The organism is Jidongwangia harbinensis, assembly GCF_020216025.1.
Taxonomy (GTDB): Bacteria; Actinomycetota; Actinomycetes; order Mycobacteriales; family Micromonosporaceae; genus Actinoplanes; species Actinoplanes harbinensis.
Genome location: NZ_JAIWNC010000037.1, coordinates 1 through 17,377 on the forward strand (window position 1 = coordinate 1; position 17,377 = coordinate 17,377).

Sequence of the window (17,377 nt, forward strand, 5' to 3'; positions counted from 1 at the left end):
TTCGGTGGTCATAGCGGTGGGGAAACGCCCGGTCTCATTCCGAACCCGGAAGCTAAGCCCTCCAGCGCCGATGGTACTGCACTCGGGAGGGTGTGGGAGAGTAGGACGCCGCCGGACTCAACGTGAAACAGTCGAGGGCCGCCCCTACGGGGGTCGGCCCTCGACTGCTTTGTCATGTCCGGTGCCTAGTAGCTTTGAACGTCGAGGCGCCTCCCCGCGTACCCGTGGGACCGCCGTATCGGAAGGAATGACCCGTGACTACAGGACCGCAGGACGGCGGCTCCAGCAACCGCGACGACGAAGGCCGGGCCGGCCGCAGTCGCGACGGAGGCGGCGAGGCGACCCCTCGTGGTGACGGGGGCGACAGGTCCGGCCAGGGCGGCTACCGCTCCGACCGCGGCCGCGACGCCGGCGGCTCCCGCGGTGGAGACCGGGGTGGCTTCCGTGGCGGCTCCTCCGGCGGCGACCGGGGCGGCGCTCCGGGCGGCGACCGCGGGGGATACCGCGGCGGTGACCGGGACCGGGGCGGTTCGGCCGGCGGTTACCGCGGTGGTGACCGTGGCGGCTACTCCGGCGGCGCCCGTGGCGGCGACCGGGACCGTGGCGGCTCCGGCGGCGGTCGGCCTCAGGGCGGCTTCCGGGGCGGGGACCGCGACCGGGGCGGATACTCCGGCGGCGGCGACCGGGGCGGATACTCCGGTGGCGGGGACCGCGGTGGTTACTCCGGTGGGGGTGACCGTGGCGGGGATCGCGGCGGTGCGTCCGGCGGCGGCTTCCGGGGTGGTTCCTCGGGCGGTGGCTTCCGGGGTGGTTCCTCCGGTGGCGAGCGCGGTGGCTACTCCGGTGGTGGGTCCGGCGGCGGTTACCGGGGTGGTTCCTCCGGTGGCGAGCGCGGCGGTTACTCCGGTGGTGGGTCCGGCGGCGGCTACCGAGGCGGCTCCTCCGGTAGTGGTGACCGTGGTGGCTATTCCGGTGGTGGCGAGCGCGGTGGCTACTCCGGTGGTGGGTCCGGCGGCGGCTACCGAGGCGGTTCCTCCGGTGGTGACCGGGGCGGCTACTCCGGTGGCGACCGTGGTGGTTACTCCGGTGGTGGGGACCGGGGTGGCTTCCGTGGTGGGGATCGGGACCGTGGGCCGCAGGGCGATCGGGGCGGCTACCGCGGCGGGTCCGCCGGTGGGCGGGATCAGGGCTTCCGGGGCGGCGACCGTGACCGCGGCGGTCAGACCGGTGGCGGTGACCGTGGTGGTTACTCCGGCGGCGACCGTGGCGGATACCGGGGTGGCGACCGTCCGCAGGGTGGTGGCTTCCGTGGTGGGGACCGTCCGCAGGGTGGGTTCCGCGGTGGCGACCGGGACCGGGGCGCGCCCTCGGCCGGCGGCGACCGGGGCGGATACCAGGGCGACCGCGGCGGCTTCCGCGGTGGTGATCGGGATCGTGGGGGAAACCGGGATCGCGGCGGATACGCCGGCGGCCGGGACCAGGGTGGTTTCCGCGGTGGAGACCGTGACCGCGGGGGCGACCGGCCCCAGGGCGGCTTCCGCGGTGGGGACCGTCCGCAGGGCGGCTACTCAGGTGGGGACCGTCCCCAGGGCGGGTTCCGCGGTGGCGACCGCGACCGCGGCGGCCACAGCGGCGGTGGCTACTCCGGTGGTGGTGACCGCGGTGGTTACTCCGGCGGCGGTGACCGCGGTGGTTACTCGGGTGGTGGTGACCGCGGTGGTTACCGTGGCGACCGTCCGCAGGGTGGTGGCTTCCGTGGGGGAGACCGTCCGCAGGGCGGCGGGTTCCGCGGTGGCGACCGGGATCGCGGTGCGCCGGGTGGCCGGGGCGGTTACTCCGGCGACCGGCCTGGGCGGGACGGCCGTGAGGGCGGCGGGTACCGGGGGGACCGGCCGCAGGAGGGCTTCCGCGGCCGTGACCGGGACGCCGGCGGGCCTCGGGAGAGCTACCAGGGTGGATACCGGGGGGACCGGCCGCAGGAAGGCTTCCGGGGACGGGACCGCGGCGGGTACGCCGGTGGCGGGTCCCGGGACGACCGGGGCGGGTTCCGCGGTGGCGACCGTCCGGGCAACCGTCCGTCCGGTGACCGGCCGCAGGGCGACCGTCCGCAGAATGAGCGGCCCCAGAACGACCGGCCCCAGAACGACCGGCCCCAGGGTGATCGGCCGCAGGGTGACCGGGCACAGGGTGACCGGGGTCAGGGTGGCTTCGGCGGCGGTGATCGTGGTGGCCGTCCGTTCGAGCGGGGCCAGCGTGACGGATACCGGGTGCGTGACGACTCTCGCGGGCCGCGCGAAGAGCGTGACGCCTACCGGGACCGTCGCGACGACAACCGGGAAGGGGACGACCGGCAGCCGGCGTTCCAGGCGCCGGAGATTCCCGAGGACATCGTCGCGGCCGACCTCGACAAGGAGGTACGCAGCGAGCTGCTGTCGCTGTCCCGGGACATGGCGGACCGGGTCGCGCGGCACCTGGTAGCGGCCGGGCAGATCATCGACGAGGACGCCGAACTGGCCTTGCAGCACGCCATCGCCGCGCGCCGGATCGCGTCGCGCATCGCCGTGGTGCGGGAAGCGGTGGGGCTGGCAGCGTACGCCGCCGGTGACTGGGCCACCGCGATCGCGGAGCTGCGGACGTACCATCGGATGACCGGGCGGCAGACCCACCTGGCCGAAATCGCCGACTGTGAGCGCGCCCTGGGGCGACCGGAACGGGCGATCGACCTGTTCCGGGGTGCCGACCGCGCGGCGCTGGACCAGGCCGGTTCACTCGAACTGCTGATCGTGGCCGCCGGTGCGCGGGGCGACCTGGGTCAGCACGACGCCGCCGTGGCGATGCTGCAGGTGCCGGAGCTGTCCGGGAACGAAGAGGCGGAGTGGACGCCGCGGTTGCGGTACGCCTATGCGGATGCGCTGCTTGCGGCCGGCCGGCGGGACGAGGCGCGGGAGTGGTTCTCGCGTGCGGCGGCGGCCGACCAGGACGGGCTCACCGACGCGGCCGAGCGGCTGCTCGAACTCGACGGCATCACGATCGACGACGGCGCGGACGATGATGACGACGAGGACGCCGACGACGAGACCGGCGGTACCGAGGCCAGCGGCGACGAGGCCGGCGACGCGACGGCGCGGCGCCACGGCGGAACCGGCGACGACCTGACGGAAGACGGCGAGACGGAAGACGGCGAGACGGACGACGACGAGACCGGGAGCGAGGTGGCTGTGGCGCTGGACGAGGGCGACGTGGCCGTCGAGGAACCGGCGTCGGCGGACGACCACGAGGACGAGGACGACGAGACGCCGTACCGCACGGATGCGTTCATCGACGACGTGGAGAGCGCACCGGACGTCGACGAGGCCGACGCCGACAAGGCCGACGCCGGCACGGGCGACACGGACGCGGGCGACACGGACGCGGCCGACGACTCGGCCGGGGACGAGAAGGCGGCCGGGGACGAGTTCGTGGGTGCTGCCGATGTGGAGGACGACGAGCGGCGGCCGCAGGCGTGAGCGCTCGGCTGGTTGACGCGTACGATCTGGTCATTTTCGATCTGGACGGCGTCGTCTATCTGATCGACAAGCCGATCGACGGCGCGCCGGAGGCGGTCGAGCGCCTGCGGGCGGACGGGGTCGCGGTGGCGTACGCGACGAACAACGCCTCGCGGCGTGCGGCCGACGTGGCCGCGCTGCTCTCCGGCATGGGTGTGCCGGCCACCGCCGGCGAGGTTCTCACCTCGGCCGGCGCGTCGGCCACCATGCTGGCCCGGGAGCTGCCGCCCGGCTCGCCGGTGCTGGTGGTGGGCGCGGAGGCGCTGCGCGCCGAGGTGCGGGAGGCGGGGCTGACGCCGGTGGCGGGGTTCGCCGACGGGCCGGTCGCGGTGGTGCAGGGGTACGGGCCCGACGTGGGCTGGGCGATCCTGGCCGAGGCGGCGCTGTCGGTGCGGGCCGGGGCGCGGTGGATGGCGACCAACACCGACCGTACGCTGCCGAGCCCGCGTGGCCCGCTGCCCGGCAACGGTTCGCTGGTCGCGGTGCTGCGGACCGCGCTGGACCGGGAACCGGACGTGGTGGTGGGCAAGCCGGCGCCGGCGCTGTTCGAGACGGCGGCGTCGCTGTCGGGTTCGCGCCGGCCGTTGACCGTCGGCGACCGGCTCGACACCGACATCGAGGGTGCGGTGCGGGCCGGGATGGACAGTCTGCTCGTCCTCACCGGGGTCAGCGGCCCGGCCGATCTGCTGGCCGCGCCGCCCGAGCGGCGACCCACCTATGTGGCCGCGGATCTGTCCGGTCTGTTCGGTGTGGCCGGGGACGCGCGGCTGCCGCTGGAGGCGGACGAGGCGGGTGGCTGGCGGCTGGAGCGTCACGGCGCGACCGTGACGCTGGACGGTGCCGGGGACCCGGTGGCGGCGTTGCGGCTGCTGACCGGCGTCACCTGGGCCGGTACCGACGTGGCGGACCTGCGGGCGGGGTCGGACGAGGCGCGGGACCTGTTCGGGACCTGGGGGCTCAAGGCCGGCTGAGCCGGTGCAGGTGCTCGGCGACCGGGCCGAAACTCAGCACGCCGCTCGCCGCGCCGGCCAGTTCGGCGGCGGCCGGTCGCAGGTCGGCGAGCAGGGCGGCGACGGCGGTGCGGTCGTCCAGGGCCAGCGCGGCGCGGGCCGCCAACACCAGGCGGGCCTCGCGGAGCAGGTCGTACGGTGACTCGGGCAGCGCGCGCAGGGCGGCGGCGGCCCGGTCCCGGTGGCCGGCGCCGAGCAGTATCAGGGGGCGGACCCACGGCTCGTACGGTCCCCAGCCGTCCAGGCCGTCGGGGGTGCCGCGCAGGGCCAGCAACGCGAGCGGGAGCAGGCCCTCGGACATGCCGGGCATGCCCTGGCGGACGAGGCGGGCGTGGGCGGCCCGGTACTTCGCCTCGGCGCCCGGCGCGTCACCGAGCGCGTCGCGGAACGCGGCGTACCAGTCGGTGAAGACGCCGACCACCGGCAGGTCGTAGCGGGCGGCCAGGTCGTCCAGCGCGGCCGCCTGCCGGTCCGCGGCGGCGAAGTCGGCCAGGGCGCAGTGCGACTGCAGCCGGATCAGCCGGCCGAGCACCTCGAACGTGACCAGCTCGTGCGCCGCGGCCAGGTCGATCAGTTCGGCGCCGATCCGGTCCCGTTCGGGGGCCAGTCCGGCGCGGTGGAACGTGTGCATGAAGCGGGCGTTCAGGGCGAACGCCAGCAGGCCGGGGTCGCCGGTGCGGCGGGCGATCGACTCGGCCTCGCGGGCGGCGCGGCGGCCGCGGTCCGTGGTGGTGCCGCGCAGGTCCAGGGCCAGCGTGCTGAGCAGGCGGCTGCGGAGCTCGGCCCGGTCGTCCGGCAGGCCGGCGAGGGTACGGTCCGCGGCGTCGGCCAGGTGGCGGCTCAACGCCTCGTCGTCGTTGCGGGGCCAGATCGCGGGTACGTCGAACGCGGTGATCACCCGGGCGGTGAGCACCGGGTCACCGACCTTCTCCGCGCCGGTCACCGCCTCGCCGCGCAGCCGCCTCGCCTCGTCCAGATGGCCGGTCACGGCGAGCGCCCGGCCCAGGCCCATCACGGCCGGCAGACGGTCCCCGGCGTCGGCGTCGGCGTCGGCTCCGGCCCGCTCGCCCGCGTCCACCGCCTGCCGCCACAGCCGGGCTGCCTCGTGCAGGTCCGCTCGCGCCTCGGCCTGCTCGGCGGCGGCGCGGGCGTAGCGGGCGGCCCGGGAGGCGGTGTCCCGGCTCGCGGCCCGGGCGAAGTGGTACGCCAGCGTGCCGAAGTCGGACGGGCGCAGCGCCTCGACCGCCTCCCCGGCGGCGGCGTGCCAGCGGGACCGGCGCAGGGCGGACAGGTCGTCGTAGAGCGTGTCGCGGACCAGGATGTGGGTGAAGCGGGTCAGCCCGTCCCGCTCGGTGAGGAAGCCGGCCCGCAGGCCCCGGTCCACCGCGTCCAGGGCGGCGTCCGGGCCGGACAGCGCGGCCAGCACGTCGGGGTCGACGTCGCGACCGGTCACCGCCGCCTGCCGCAGGACCGTCTGGGCCGGCTCGGGCAGCTGGGCCAGGCGGTGGCGGATGACGTCGCGTACCCCGGTGGGGATCCGGTGCAGCGCCGCGGCACCCTCGGTGGCGAGCAGGCGGGCCAGCTCCCGCACGAAGAACGGGTTGCCGCCGCTGCGGCGGTGGATGAGCGCGGTGGCGGTGGCGTCGGCGGCCGGGCCGGCGACGTCCCGGGCGATTGCCGCGGTGGCCGGCTCGGACAGCGCGCCCAGGTAGATCCGGACCGGTTCGGCGCGGGCGAACCGGGCCAGCGCGGCGGCGAGTCCCGTGGTGATCTCGGTGGCCCGGAACGTGGCGACGATCAGCACCGCGGCCGGGAGCGGTTCGCCGGTCAGCGCGGCCAGCAGGTCCAGCGTGCCGTCGTCGGCGCGGTGCAGGTCGTCGACGACCAGCAGCACCGGGGCCTGGGCGGCCACCGCGGTCAGCCGGGCCACGGCGGCCCGCCGCAGCTGGAACCGGGCCGCCGCCGGATCGTCACCGACACCGACACCGACACCGACACCGGAAGCGGGGGCGGAAGCGGAAGCGGGGGCGGGATCGGCGGCCGGGTCGGGCAGCGCCTCGATGATCTGCAGCCAGGGCCAGGCGGCCGGCGCGCCGTCGTACTCGGGGCTGCGACCCCAGGCCGTGGTCCAGCCGGCGGCCGCGAGCCGCCGGGTGAGTGCCTCGGCCAGCGCGGTCTTGCCCGACCCGGCGTCGCCGGAGAGCAGCGCCAGGCCCGGCCGGCCGTGCCCGGTCACGTCCGCCGCCGCCCCGGCCAGGCGGGCGAGTTCCGGGTCGCGGCCCACGAACGAGCGCCGGCGCGGACCGGCGGCCGCGACCGGCGCCGGTGGATCAGCCGCATGCAGGTGCTCCGCCTGGGCCAGGATGTCCGCCTCGAGCCGGCGCAGTGCCGGACCCGGGTCCACCCCCAGCTCGTCGACCAGGACGGTCCGGGCCCGGCGCAACGCGGCCAGCGCCTCGCCCTGGCGGCCGGACCGGTACAGCGCCAGCGCCAGCAACCGCCAGGCGTCCTCGCGCAGCGGGTGCCCGGTCGTGTGGGCCCGCAGATCGGACACCGCCTCGGCGTCCCGGCCCAGCGCGAGCAGCGCCTCGGCACGCCGTTCCACCGCGAGCCGGCGCAGGTCGTCCAGCCGGTCGATCTCGGCGCGCGTCCAAGGCTGGTCGGTGTACCCGGCGTACGCGGGCCCGCGCCACAGCGCCAGCGCGCCGTCCAGCGCGGCCAGGGCGTCTCCGGCCCGGCCGGCCGCCAGCAGCTCGCCGGATCCGGCCACCGCCGCCTCGAACCGCCACGCGTCCACCGCGTCCGGCGCCGCCCGCAGCGCGTAGCCGGGCGGCGTGGTCACCAGCAGACGGGCCGGTTGCCGCGGCGGGCGGTCCGGTTCCAGCGCCCGCCGCAGGTCGGACACGAATGTGCGGATCGCCGGCACCGCGCCGTCCGGCGGCTCCGCCCACAGGTCGGCGGCGAGCGAGTCGACCGGAACCACCCGGCCGCGGGCGATCAGCAGGCGGGCCAGGACCGCCCGCGGGCGCGGGCCCTTCAGCGGTACGGGGCCGTCCGCGCCGGTCGCCTCGACCGGTCCGAGCACTCCGAACGTCACCGCTGGAGTGATCACCGGCCCGGTCATGCCCCCAATCTAGGCCGTCGGGACCGGCACTCATCGGATGCTGATCCGCCGCTGACCGGTGCCGGGCAACCTCGACGGCGAACCCGGACGAGAGGCACACCATGGCACCCACCATCAGCGGATTCGACTACCGGCGCGTGACCGTCGCCGACGGCGTGGCGCTGCACGCCGCGGTCGGCGGTTCCGGCCGTCCGATCGTGCTGCTGCACGGCTTCCCGCAGACCCACCTGATGTGGCGGCACGTGGCCGCCGACCTGGCCGCGGACCACACGGTCATCTGCCCGGACCTGCGCGGCTACGGCGACAGCGACAAGCCGGACGAGACCGACGGCACCGGGTACGCCAAGCGCACCATGGCCGCCGACGTGGTGGCGCTGGCCCGCGCGCTGGGGCACGACCGGTTCGCGCTCGCCGGACACGACCGCGGCGCGCTGGTCGCGATCCGGACCGGCCTGGACCACCCGGAGACCGTCACCCATCTGGCGTCGCTGGACGTGCTGCCCACCCTCGACATGTGGGACGTGCTGCACGGCGTCAGCGCGGCGGTCGGCTTCCACCTGTACCTGATGGCGCAGCCGCCGGGCCTGCCGGAGCAGATGATCAGCGCCAGCGCGGACGCGTTCTTCGGGCACTTCCTGGACATCTGGACCCGGGACCCGGACGCGATCCCGGCCGAGGTGCGGGCGGCGTACCTGGCGGCGTCCCGGGCGGCGGTGCCGTCCATCGTGGCCGACTACCGGGCCAGCGCCGGCGTCGACGTGGAGCACGACCGGGCCGACCGGGCGGCCGGGCACCAGTTGCGGATGCCGGTGACCGTGCTGCAGCAGGACTGGGGTGCCGCGCTCGGGTTCGACGCCGCGGCGCTGTGGCGGACCTGGGCTCCGGACCTGGAGCACCGCACGGTGACCTGCGGCCACTTCATGGCCGAGGAGGCGCCGGCCGAGGTGGTGCGGGCGCTGCGCGCGTTGCTGAGCCGTTGACCGCCGGGTACCCCGCGCCGGGGCGCCGCTACCGGCGGGAGCGCACGGACAGCGAGGAGGCGGCGAACCGCAGCAACGTCCGGTAGATCCGGGCCGAGTCGGCCAGCGGGACGAAGTGCGACGAGGCGTTGCCGTCCAGGTAGGTGGTGGCGACCACCACCTGCTCGATCGGATGGCCGGCGCGGGCCGTGCAGAGCAGCACGTTCATCTCGTACTCGAAGCGCTCGCCGGGGATGGTCGGGAGCCACTCCAGCAGCCCGGCGGGGTAGGCGCGCAGCCCGGTCTGGGTGTCCCGTACCCCCTGCCCGGTCGCGGCCCGGAACAGCGCCTGGGTCACGGTGTTGCCGAAGCGGCTGCGCAGCGGGGTACGGCTCTCGAAACGGCGCACCCCGAGCACCATCCGGCCGGTGTCCCGGACCGTGTCGGCGACCCGCAGGATGTCGGCGACCCCGTGCTGACCGTCGGCGTCGGCGCTCACCACGTCGTGGCCGGGGCGGTGCTCGGCGGCGTACCGGAATCCGGTCTTCAGGGCGGTGCCCTTCCCGCGGTTCCGGTCGTGCCGCAGGACCGTGGCACCGAGATCGCCGGCCGCCCGCAGCACCGGCGCGGATTCCGGGCCGCTGCCGTCGTCCACCACGACGATGTCGGTGCCGGGCGCGGCGGTGCGCAGATCGGTGAGCAGTGAGCGCAGGGCCTCACCCGGCTGGAAGGCCGGAATCAGGACGATCATCGGATCCCTTTCCCGCCGGGGGACGCGGCCGGCGACGCGGGTCCTATACCCCGATCGGGCCGTCCGACGTTCACCCGAACGGGTCCGTCACAGCCTGCGATTGGCAATCGATTTCCATAACGCGGCGTGAGATGGGCGACCTCCTCCGTCAAAATGGCGATCATTCTGACCCATTTTCCCCTTGCGCGTGATCAAGCTCACCTGCCAGCATTTCGCCCGGCAAGCAAAAGATCACCCTCTGGGAGGGCCACATGGCGGACAAATTGTACGGGCCGCCGGAATGGCCACCGGCCAGCCCGGCCGGTGAACCGTACGGGTCGCCGCGCATCCCGCGCCAGACGGGCTCGCCCGGCGGCTACCCACCCGCCGACGCGCGGACCGCCCCGCCGCCCTACGGCACCCAGGCACCCTACGAACCGTACGGCGGCGCGCAGGCCCCGCCCGCGCCCTATGGCACCCCACCCGGTGCGTACGCACCGACCTCGCCCTACGGCAGCCAACCCGGCGCCTACGCACCGACCGCACCGCCCTACGCGCCGTACGCACCGACCGCCGCGCCGGATCCGTACGCGGCGCCCCGGCACGGGAGCGCCGCGTCGGCCACCGACAGCGACCGGCGCACCGCCCCCCGGCACAGCTCCGGCGAGTGGCGCACGGTCGGCGACCAGCGCCCGCCCGCCACACCGGCGGCCCCGCCCACCCGCACCCGGCGGGCCGACGCCAGCCGCTGGCACTGGCTGCTGCTCATCCCGATCGTGGTGCCGCTGATGCCCAACCTCTACAACCGCATCGAGCCGACGTTGTTCGGCCTGCCGTTCTTCTACTGGAGCCAGCTCGGCTTCGCGTTCCTGGCCAGTGCCGTCATCTATTTCGTCCACCGGAAAGTGAAGTAGCCCGTGCCCGACTTCGGCGAGAACACCACGCAGGTCACGGTCTTCGTCCTGGTCTTCGGCGCGGTCACGCTGATGGGGTTCGCGGCCGCCCGCTGGCGGCGGCCCACCTCCATCCACAGCCTCGAGGAATGGGGACTCGGCGGGCGCGCGTTCGGCAACTGGGTGACGTTCTTCCTGCTCAGTGGCGACGTCTACACCGCGTACACGTTCGTGGCGGTGCCCACCCTGGTGTACGGCGTCGGCGCGGCCGGATTCTTCCCGGTGCCGTTCCTGGTCATCGTCTACCCGATGCTGTTCGTGGTGCTGGCGCGCTTCTGGTCGGTGTGCCACGTACACGGGTTCGTCACCCCGGCCGAGTTCGTCCGGGCCCGGTTCGGTTCGCGCGGCCTCGGCACGATGGTCGCCGTCGTCGGCATCGTGGCCACCATGCCGTACATCGCGTTGCAGCTGATCGGCATCGAGGCGGTCTTCGAGGTGATGGGCCTGCCCAAGGGCTGGCCGCTGACCATCGCGTTCATCGTGCTCGCGCTGTACACCTTCAACTCCGGGCTGCGCGGGCCGGCGCTGGTGTCGATCGTCAAGGACGCGCTGGTGCTGTGGACGGTGCTGGCCGTGGTCATCATCATGTCGATGACGCCGGGCGGCTGGGACCCGGTGTTCCGGGTGGCGTCGGAGAAGTTCGCGGCCAGCCCGCGTCCCGACGACGGCCTGCTGCTGACGGCCGGTAACCAGCTCAACTACATCACGCTCGCGCTGGGCTCGGCCGTCGCGCTGTTCCTCTACCCGCACACCCTGACCGGCGTGCTGGCCTCCCGCAACCGCGGCACGCTCCGGCGCAACCTGGCCGCGCTGCCGATCTACACGCTCTGCCTCGGCGTGCTCATGCTGGTCGGCTTCGCGGCGGTGTTCGACGGCACCACCGCGATCGGCGGCAACGGCAACACCGTGGTGCCGCAGTGGTTCAACGAGAACGCCCCGGCCTGGTGCGCCGGCCTGGCGTTCGCGGCCATCGGCGTGGGGGCGATGGTGCCGGCCGCCATCATGTCCATCGCCGCCGCCAACCTGTTCACCCGCGACATCTACCGCGAGTACATCCGCCCGAACGCCTCGTCCCGCGAGGAGACCTACGTCAGCAAGACCGTGTCGCTGACCGTGAAGTTCGGCGCCCTGCTGGTCATCCTGCTGCTCAACACCCAGTTCGCCATCGACCTCCAGCTCATCGGCGGCGTGGTGATCATGCAGACGCTGCCGGCGGTGGCGCTCGGCCTGTACACCAACTGGTTCCACCGCTGGGCGCTGGTCAGCGGCATCACCGCCGGCCTGGTCACCGGCATCGTGATGCTGTGGCAGGTGCCGAAGCTCGGCGGCGCGGACGGGCGCACCGTGGTGCGGGAACACTTCGGCGGCTCGGCGTGGCCCCTGGAGAAGATCGGCTTCGAGACCGACGCCACCATCTATGTCGGCATCGTCGCCCTGGCGGTGAACCTGGTCGTCGTCGCCCTGCTCACCCCGCTGCTGCGCAACGCCGGGGTGGCGGACGGCCGGGACCGCACCACGGACCACGACTACGTCGCGGACGAGGGCGATCCGACGGTACGCCGGATGACCGAGATCATCGATGGTGACCCGGTGCCCGAGAAGGCGCCGCCGCCGGCCAACTTCTTCACCCCGGTGGGGCACCGTGGTGCCGAGGCACCGCCACCGGAGGACCCGTCGCGTCAGGCGTACCCCCGGCTCTGAGCCGGCTTGCCGGCGATCGATACGATCAACGGACATGAATGCATCGCTGGTCGTCAGCATCGTCACGGTGGTGATCTCGGTGTTGTCCCTGGCCGTGTCCGGCGGGCTGGTGCTCCGCCAGACGCGGATCGCCAAGGACGGCTACGCCCTGCCGGTCGTCCTGGACGTGTTCGCGAAGTTCCGGACCGAGGAGTTCTTCACCTCGTACCAGTACGTGCTGTACCGCTTCCGGGCCGAGGTCCCGGACGTCGTCGGGGTCACCGCGCTGCCCCCGGAGATCCGTGCCCACCTGCGTAACGTCGGCGGCCTCTACGACGACCTCGGCAAGCTGGTGGCGCACGGCATCGTCGGCGAGGAACTGGTGATCGGCGGTCGCGGTGACTCGGTGATCCGGGTCTGGGAGATCATCGTGCCGTTCGTGTACGCGGACCGGGAGCGCAAGAACCCGAACCTGTGGATCTACCTGGAGGACCTGGCGTCCCGGGCCGCGCGCAACCCGGCGGCGACCATCCACGCCAAGCTGCGCCTGGGCAGCTATCCGCCCGCCGCCGTCCATCGTGGTGCGGAGGGCCCGGCCGGGAGCGCGCCGGCCGACCCGGGGACGGACGGTGAGCAGCGGCCCTGACCGGACGCCGCTGCCGTGGTCGGTACCGCGCGGGGCCGGCCACCGTCGCCAGGGCCGATCCGCGGGGCCGGCGGGCTTCCGGTCAGACCCGGCGGGGCCGATCCGCGGGGCCGGCGGGCTTCCGGTCAGACCCGGCGGGGCCGATCCGCGGGGCCGGCGGGCTTCCGGTCAGACCCGGCGGGGCCGATCCGCGGGGCCGGCGGGCTTCCGGTCAGACCCGGCGGGGCCGATCCGCGGGGCCGGCGGGCTTCCGGTCAGACCCGGCGGGGCCGATCCGCGGGGCCGGCGGGCTTCCGGTCAGACCCGGCGGGGCGGGCCCGGAGCCAGGTGTTCGGCGCGGCGCAGCCAGCCCACCAGCCGGCGCTCCCGGCGCAGCAGGCCGGCCGGATCGCGGACCCCGAGATAACCCAGCCGTGCCACCACCCGCGCGACCGGCTCGGACCGGCGGCCGTCCGGCACCTCGCCGCCGGTCGCCGGCACGTCCAGCAGCGCCGCGCCACGCAGGCCCAGCACCCGGCCCGCGAAGATCCGGATCCGCGGCAGATGGTCGGCGTGGGACACCAGGCCCAGCGGCCGGTGCGGCGTGAACGCGTACCCGTCGAGCAGTCCGTCCCGCGCGGTGTGCAGGAGGTTCTCCAGCGTGCTCCGGGACCCGGTCTCGACCCGCAGATCCGCGTACCGGTCCAGGTTCTCCGCCAGCGCCGCCCGCAGCATCAGGTCGGCCTCGCGGCAGCCGGCCGGTGGCTGTGCCGCGCCGTCCCGCGCCTCCGGCCAGCCGCCGGTGAACACGATCCGGGCCTCGCCCCGGGCGTGCGCCGCCGCGAACGTCTCCCGGTGGGCGTCGGCGTAGCGCACCGCGGCCCGTACCCGGGCGTCGGCGGCGGGGGTGAGGGTGAACCGCCCGCCGGCGTCGACCACGCCGCGCCCGAACACCAGCAACACGGTCGCGACCGGCGAGGTCACCGGCGCCCGTCTCCCACCCCGGACCACGCCCTAGAGCAGCTTGCGCAGCTTGAGCAGGTCGAACGGGTTGGCCTTGATGGCGACCTGCCGGGACGCCACCGCCCGGGTCACGTCCAGCCGGCCCTGCACCAGCGCGATCAGGTCGTCGCTGGCCGCGGTCAGCGCGATCTTCGCCTTCGGGTCGTCGCCGTCGGCGATGTCCACCAGCCGGCCGTCCAGCAGCCGGCCGTGGAACGCGGCGGACAGGTCCGGGACCCGGCACGCCAGCGTACGGTCGAAGTCCAGCTTGCCGCGGGTCTCGGCGTTCGCGTCCAGGCGGGCGGCGAGGTCGTGCAACGCCTGGCGGCACTCGTCCACGCTGGCCATCGTCTCGTTCCCCTCCCGCGACACCGTCCTGGTCCGCCTTCCGGCCGCGGTGTGGCCGGTCACGACACGACGCACGGTACCGCACGATGCCGGTACCGCCGACCGGTAGCGTGAGAGCAGACGCGACGGAGGGAGCGGTTCATGTCGGACGCATGGCGGGCGTACCTGGAGATGGCGCTCGGACTGACCGAGGCACCCCGGCGGAAGGCGCAGAAGGTGGCGGGCGACCTCGTCAACCGGGGCGGCGCCACCGCGGTACAGGTGCAGGGTCTGGTCGAAGACCTGATGAGCACCGGCATGGCGAACCGTGAGGCCCTCACCAACATCGTCCGGTACGAGGTGGACCGCGCGCTCGGCGTGGTCGGCCTGGCCACGGCGGACGAGGTCGCGGACCTGACCACGCGGGTCCGGGAACTGGAGAAGCAGCTGCGCGAGGCCCGCGCGGCGGCCGGATCCGCCGAGCCGGTCGCCCGGGCGGCGGTGGGCGCGGACGGCGGGATCGGTGGCGACCGCCTGAACCGACCGGCCCCGCTGCCGGCCAAGACGGCGAAGAAGGCGGCCCGGAAGGCGGCGAAGGCCACCCCGAACGCGATGCCGGCCGCGGCGACCTCGCCCGCCTCCACCGCGCCGGCCCCCGGTGCGGCGCCCGGCCCGGCTTCTGCCTCGCCGGCCGTCGTGGGTGCTCCGGTGGCGAAGAAGGCGGTCGCGAAGAAGGCCGTGGCGAAGAAGGCCGCGGCGCCGGCGAAGCAGGCTGGGCAGGCGCAGCAGGTCGGGCCGGTGAAGCAGGCTGGGCCGGTGAAGCAGGCTGGGCCGGTGAAGCAGGCTGGGCCGGCGCAGCAGGTCGGGCCGGCGAAGCAGGTGCCGGGCACGGCGGTCGCTCCGGTGGCCGGCGTCACCGAGGCCGCGGCCGCCACCGAGTTCCCGCCCGCCCCGTCACCGGCGGCCGCGAAGGCCACGAAGAAGGCGGTGAAGAAGGCGCCCGCCAAGAAGGCGTCGCCCGGCACCACGCTCCCGGAGGCATGACCCGTGACGTTCCCGCACTCCCCGGAGCCGTCCGGCCCGCAGCCCGGCCCGCAGCCTGGCGCGCAGCCTGGCCCGCCGCCCGGCGTGCGCCCCGGCCCGCCGCCCGGTGGATACCGTCCGGCCCCGCCGCCGGGTGGGTACCGTCCGGCCCCGCCGCCGGGTGGGTACCGTCCGGCGCCGCCGCCGGGTGGGCCGCGGCCGGGACCGCCCATGCCGCCGTCCGGGGACGACGAGTGGGATGAGTCCGACACCTGGCCGGAGACCGAGGGCGCGGCGGCGGACGGCACCGGGCACCCCGCCGTGGACGCCGTGCTGCAGTCGCTCGCCAACGCCGCGCAGCTGCCGCCCGCCGAGCAGATCGCCGAGTACGAGGCCGCGCACCGGGTTCTGCAGGAGACCCTCGCCGGCATCGACCGCTGATCCCGCGTACCGGAAAAGGGTGAACTGATGGCTCGCCGCGCACGTCTCGACGCCGAGCTGGTCCGCCGCAAGCTGGCCCGGTCGCGGGAACAGGCGGCCGCGCTGGTCGCGGCCGGCCGGGTCCAGGTGCGCGGCACCGTGGCCCGCAAGGTCGCCGCGATGGTCGATCCGGCCGATCCGGTGGTGGTCACCGGCGCGGACCCGGGCACCGAGTACGTCTCCCGCGGCGGGCACAAACTCGCCGGCGCGCTGGCCGTGTTCACCAGGGACGGGCTCACCGTCGCCGGGCGGCGGTGCCTGGACGCGGGCGCGTCCACCGGCGGGTTCACCGACGTGCTGCTGCGCGCCGGCGCCGCCCGGGTGGTCGCGGTGGACGTGGGGTACGGCCAGCTCGCGTGGCCGCTCCGGACCGACGAGCGGGTGGACGTCCACGAGCGCACCAATGTCCGTACCCTCGCCCCGGATCTGATCGGCGGCCCGGTGGATCTCACCGTGGCCGATCTCTCCTTCATCTCGCTCCGGCTGGTGCTGCCGGCGCTCGCCGCCTGCACCGCGCCCGGCGGCGACCTCGCGCTGATGGTGAAGCCGCAGTTCGAGGTCGGCCGGGAGCGGGTCGGGTCGGGCGGCGTGGTCCGTGATCCGGCGCTGCGGGCCGAGGCCGTCCTGGACGTCGCCGCCACCGCGGCCGGCCTGGGCCTCGGTGTGGCCGGGGTGACCGCCAGCCCGCTGCCGGGACCGAGCGGGAACGTCGAGTTCTTCGTCTGGTTCCGCCGCGGCGCGCCGCCCGCCGATCCGGACCGGGTGCACGCCGTGGTCGCCGCCGGGCCCTCCGGCGCGGTAGCCTCCGCCGGGCCGGCGATGCCGGATCCGTCCCTGTCGTCGCCGGATCGGGGCGCCCCGCCGGATTCGTTCCCGTCGTCGCCGGATCGGGGCATCGCGCCGGATTCGTTCCCGTCGTCGCCGGACCGCGCCCTCGCGCCGGCGCCGTTCCCGGAGGTAGGCCATGAGTGAAGCGGTGCCGCTACGGTCCGGCTCCGGAGGTGTGCCGTGAGCCGCTCCGCGTTGCTGGTCACGCACACCGGGCGCCGGCAGAGCACCGAGCACGCCCGGACCGTCGCGCGGGATCTGCTCGCCGCCGGCTTCGAGGTGCGGGTGATGGCCGAGGAGGTCGACGACCTGGAACTGCCGGCCGGCGTCATCCCGGTCGACGACCCGAAGGCCGCCGAGGGCGTGGAGATCGTGTTCGCGCTGGGCGGCGACGGCACGTTCCTGCGCGCCGCCGAGTTGGCCCGGCCGGTCCGGGCGCCGCTGCTCGGGATCAACCTCGGCAAGGTGGGCTTCCTGGCCGAGGCCGAGACCGGTGACATCGACCAGGCGGTGCGCGACATCGTCGACGGCACGTACGCGGTGCACGAACGGCTCACCCTGGACGTGCGCGCCGAGTACGAGGGCCGGCTGATCGCCGAGTCGTGGGCGCTGAACGAGGTCACGGTCGAAAAGGGACAGCGCGCCCAGATGCTGGAACTGCTGGTCGACGTGGACGGCCGGCCGCTGTCCCGGTACGGCTGCGACGGCGTGGTGTGCGCCACGCCGACCGGGTCCACGGCGTACGCGTTCTCCGCCGGCGGGCCGGTGGTGTGGCCCGAGGTGGAGGCGCTGCTGCTCGTGCCGATCAGCGCGCACGCCCTGTTCAGCCGGCCGATCGTGACCGCGCCGACCTCGACGTTCGCGATCACCGTGGACCCGTACACGTCGTTCGCGGTGCTCTGCTGCGACGGCCGGCGTACCTGGGATCTGCCGCCGGGCGCGCAGGTCACGGTGGAGCGCGGCGAGTTCCCGGTGCGGCTGGTACGGCTCGCGCCACGGCCGTTCACCGACACGTTGGTGGCGAAGTTCGCCCTCCCGGTGGACGGCTGGCGCGGCAATCGACGCTGATCGACCGGGTCTGTGCACAGCCC

Annotated in this window: 12 protein-coding genes, 1 rRNA gene and 2 pseudogenes; 11 read left to right on the top strand and 4 right to left on the bottom strand. The window is 75.0% G+C overall.

All coding sequences use genetic code 11. From position 1 onward, the window contains the following. From rrf to LDL48_RS33650, 3 genes are all read left to right on the top strand, one after another. Window positions 1-117: ribosomal RNA gene (gene rrf / locus LDL48_RS33630) — 5S ribosomal RNA — on the top strand. A gap of 2,330 nt (window positions 118-2,447) precedes the next feature. Further along, complete coding sequence (locus tag LDL48_RS33645) at window positions 2,448-3,506, top strand: tetratricopeptide repeat protein (protein ID WP_225259249.1); 1,059 nt, start codon at window positions 2,448-2,450, stop codon at window positions 3,504-3,506. After that, a complete protein-coding gene (locus tag LDL48_RS33650) occupies window positions 3,503-4,516 on the top strand; it encodes an HAD-IIA family hydrolase (protein ID WP_225259172.1) in 1,014 nt (337 codons plus the stop codon). The genes LDL48_RS33645 and LDL48_RS33650 overlap by 4 nt, the downstream gene beginning before the upstream one ends. Here the strand turns inward: LDL48_RS33650 and LDL48_RS33655 are convergent. Continuing rightward, the gene (locus LDL48_RS33655) at window positions 4,503-7,679 is read right to left on the bottom strand and encodes an ATP-binding protein (protein ID WP_225259173.1); all 3,177 of its coding nucleotides are present in this window, start codon (window positions 7,677-7,679) and stop codon (window positions 4,503-4,505) included. The two genes, LDL48_RS33650 and LDL48_RS33655, sit on opposite strands and share 14 nt — an antisense overlap. A 101-nt stretch (window positions 7,680-7,780) precedes the next feature. Between LDL48_RS33655 and LDL48_RS33660 the strand changes: the two genes are divergently transcribed. Then, window positions 7,781-8,659, top strand: coding sequence for an alpha/beta fold hydrolase (locus LDL48_RS33660; RefSeq protein WP_225259174.1), 879 nt, complete (start codon window positions 7,781-7,783; stop codon window positions 8,657-8,659). A gap of 28 nt (window positions 8,660-8,687) precedes the next feature. Here the strand turns inward: LDL48_RS33660 and LDL48_RS33665 are convergent, their stop codons facing one another. After that, window positions 8,688-9,389: a glycosyltransferase family 2 protein gene (locus LDL48_RS33665; RefSeq protein ID WP_225259175.1), complete on the bottom strand. Its 702-nt coding sequence runs from the start codon at window positions 9,387-9,389 to the stop codon at window positions 8,688-8,690. 251 nt (window positions 9,390-9,640) lie between these two features. On the opposite strand from LDL48_RS33665, the gene LDL48_RS33670 reads away from it, so the two are divergent. From LDL48_RS33670 to LDL48_RS33680, 3 genes are read left to right on the top strand one after another with little or no spacing between them, the layout of a single operon-like run. Beyond that, a complete protein-coding gene (locus LDL48_RS33670; protein ID WP_225259176.1) occupies window positions 9,641-10,282 on the top strand; it encodes a DUF3311 domain-containing protein in 642 nt (213 codons plus the stop codon). A 3-nt stretch (window positions 10,283-10,285) separates the two neighbouring features. Continuing rightward, window positions 10,286-12,022 (top strand): monocarboxylate uptake permease MctP, encoded by a 1,737-nt coding sequence (mctP, locus tag LDL48_RS33675; RefSeq protein WP_372472249.1) that lies wholly within the window; start codon window positions 10,286-10,288, stop codon window positions 12,020-12,022. 34 nt (window positions 12,023-12,056) lie between these two features. Next, window positions 12,057-12,647, top strand: coding sequence for a DUF4760 domain-containing protein (locus LDL48_RS33680; RefSeq protein ID WP_225259177.1), 591 nt, complete (start codon window positions 12,057-12,059; stop codon window positions 12,645-12,647). Window positions 12,648-12,944: 297 nt separating this feature from the next. Here LDL48_RS33680 and LDL48_RS33685 read toward each other — a convergent pair whose 3' ends face one another. Together LDL48_RS33685 and LDL48_RS33690 are read right to left on the bottom strand one after the other, a co-directional pair. Further along, complete coding sequence (locus LDL48_RS33685) at window positions 12,945-13,610, bottom strand: ElyC/SanA/YdcF family protein (protein ID WP_225259178.1); 666 nt, start codon at window positions 13,608-13,610, stop codon at window positions 12,945-12,947. A 30-nt stretch (window positions 13,611-13,640) separates the two neighbouring features. Continuing rightward, complete coding sequence (locus LDL48_RS33690) at window positions 13,641-13,976, bottom strand: SCP2 sterol-binding domain-containing protein (RefSeq protein ID WP_225259251.1); 336 nt, start codon at window positions 13,974-13,976, stop codon at window positions 13,641-13,643. A gap of 141 nt (window positions 13,977-14,117) precedes the next feature. Between LDL48_RS33690 and LDL48_RS33695 the strand changes: the two are divergent. The 4 genes and pseudogenes from LDL48_RS33695 to LDL48_RS33710 all read left to right on the top strand — a co-directional run. Beyond that, window positions 14,118-14,810, top strand: a pseudogene (locus LDL48_RS33695) (phasin family protein); the annotation flags it as partial. Between the two features lie 399 nt (window positions 14,811-15,209). Further along, window positions 15,210-15,419, top strand: a complete 210-nt coding sequence (locus LDL48_RS33700; protein WP_225259180.1) for a hypothetical protein — start codon at window positions 15,210-15,212, stop codon at window positions 15,417-15,419. Window positions 15,420-15,446: 27 nt separating this feature from the next. After that, window positions 15,447-16,268, top strand: a pseudogene (locus LDL48_RS33705) (TlyA family RNA methyltransferase); the annotation flags it as partial. A gap of 198 nt (window positions 16,269-16,466) precedes the next feature. After that, window positions 16,467-17,354 (top strand): NAD kinase, encoded by an 888-nt coding sequence (locus LDL48_RS33710; RefSeq protein WP_225259182.1) that lies wholly within the window; start codon window positions 16,467-16,469, stop codon window positions 17,352-17,354. The last annotated feature ends 23 nt before the right edge of the window (window positions 17,355-17,377 follow it).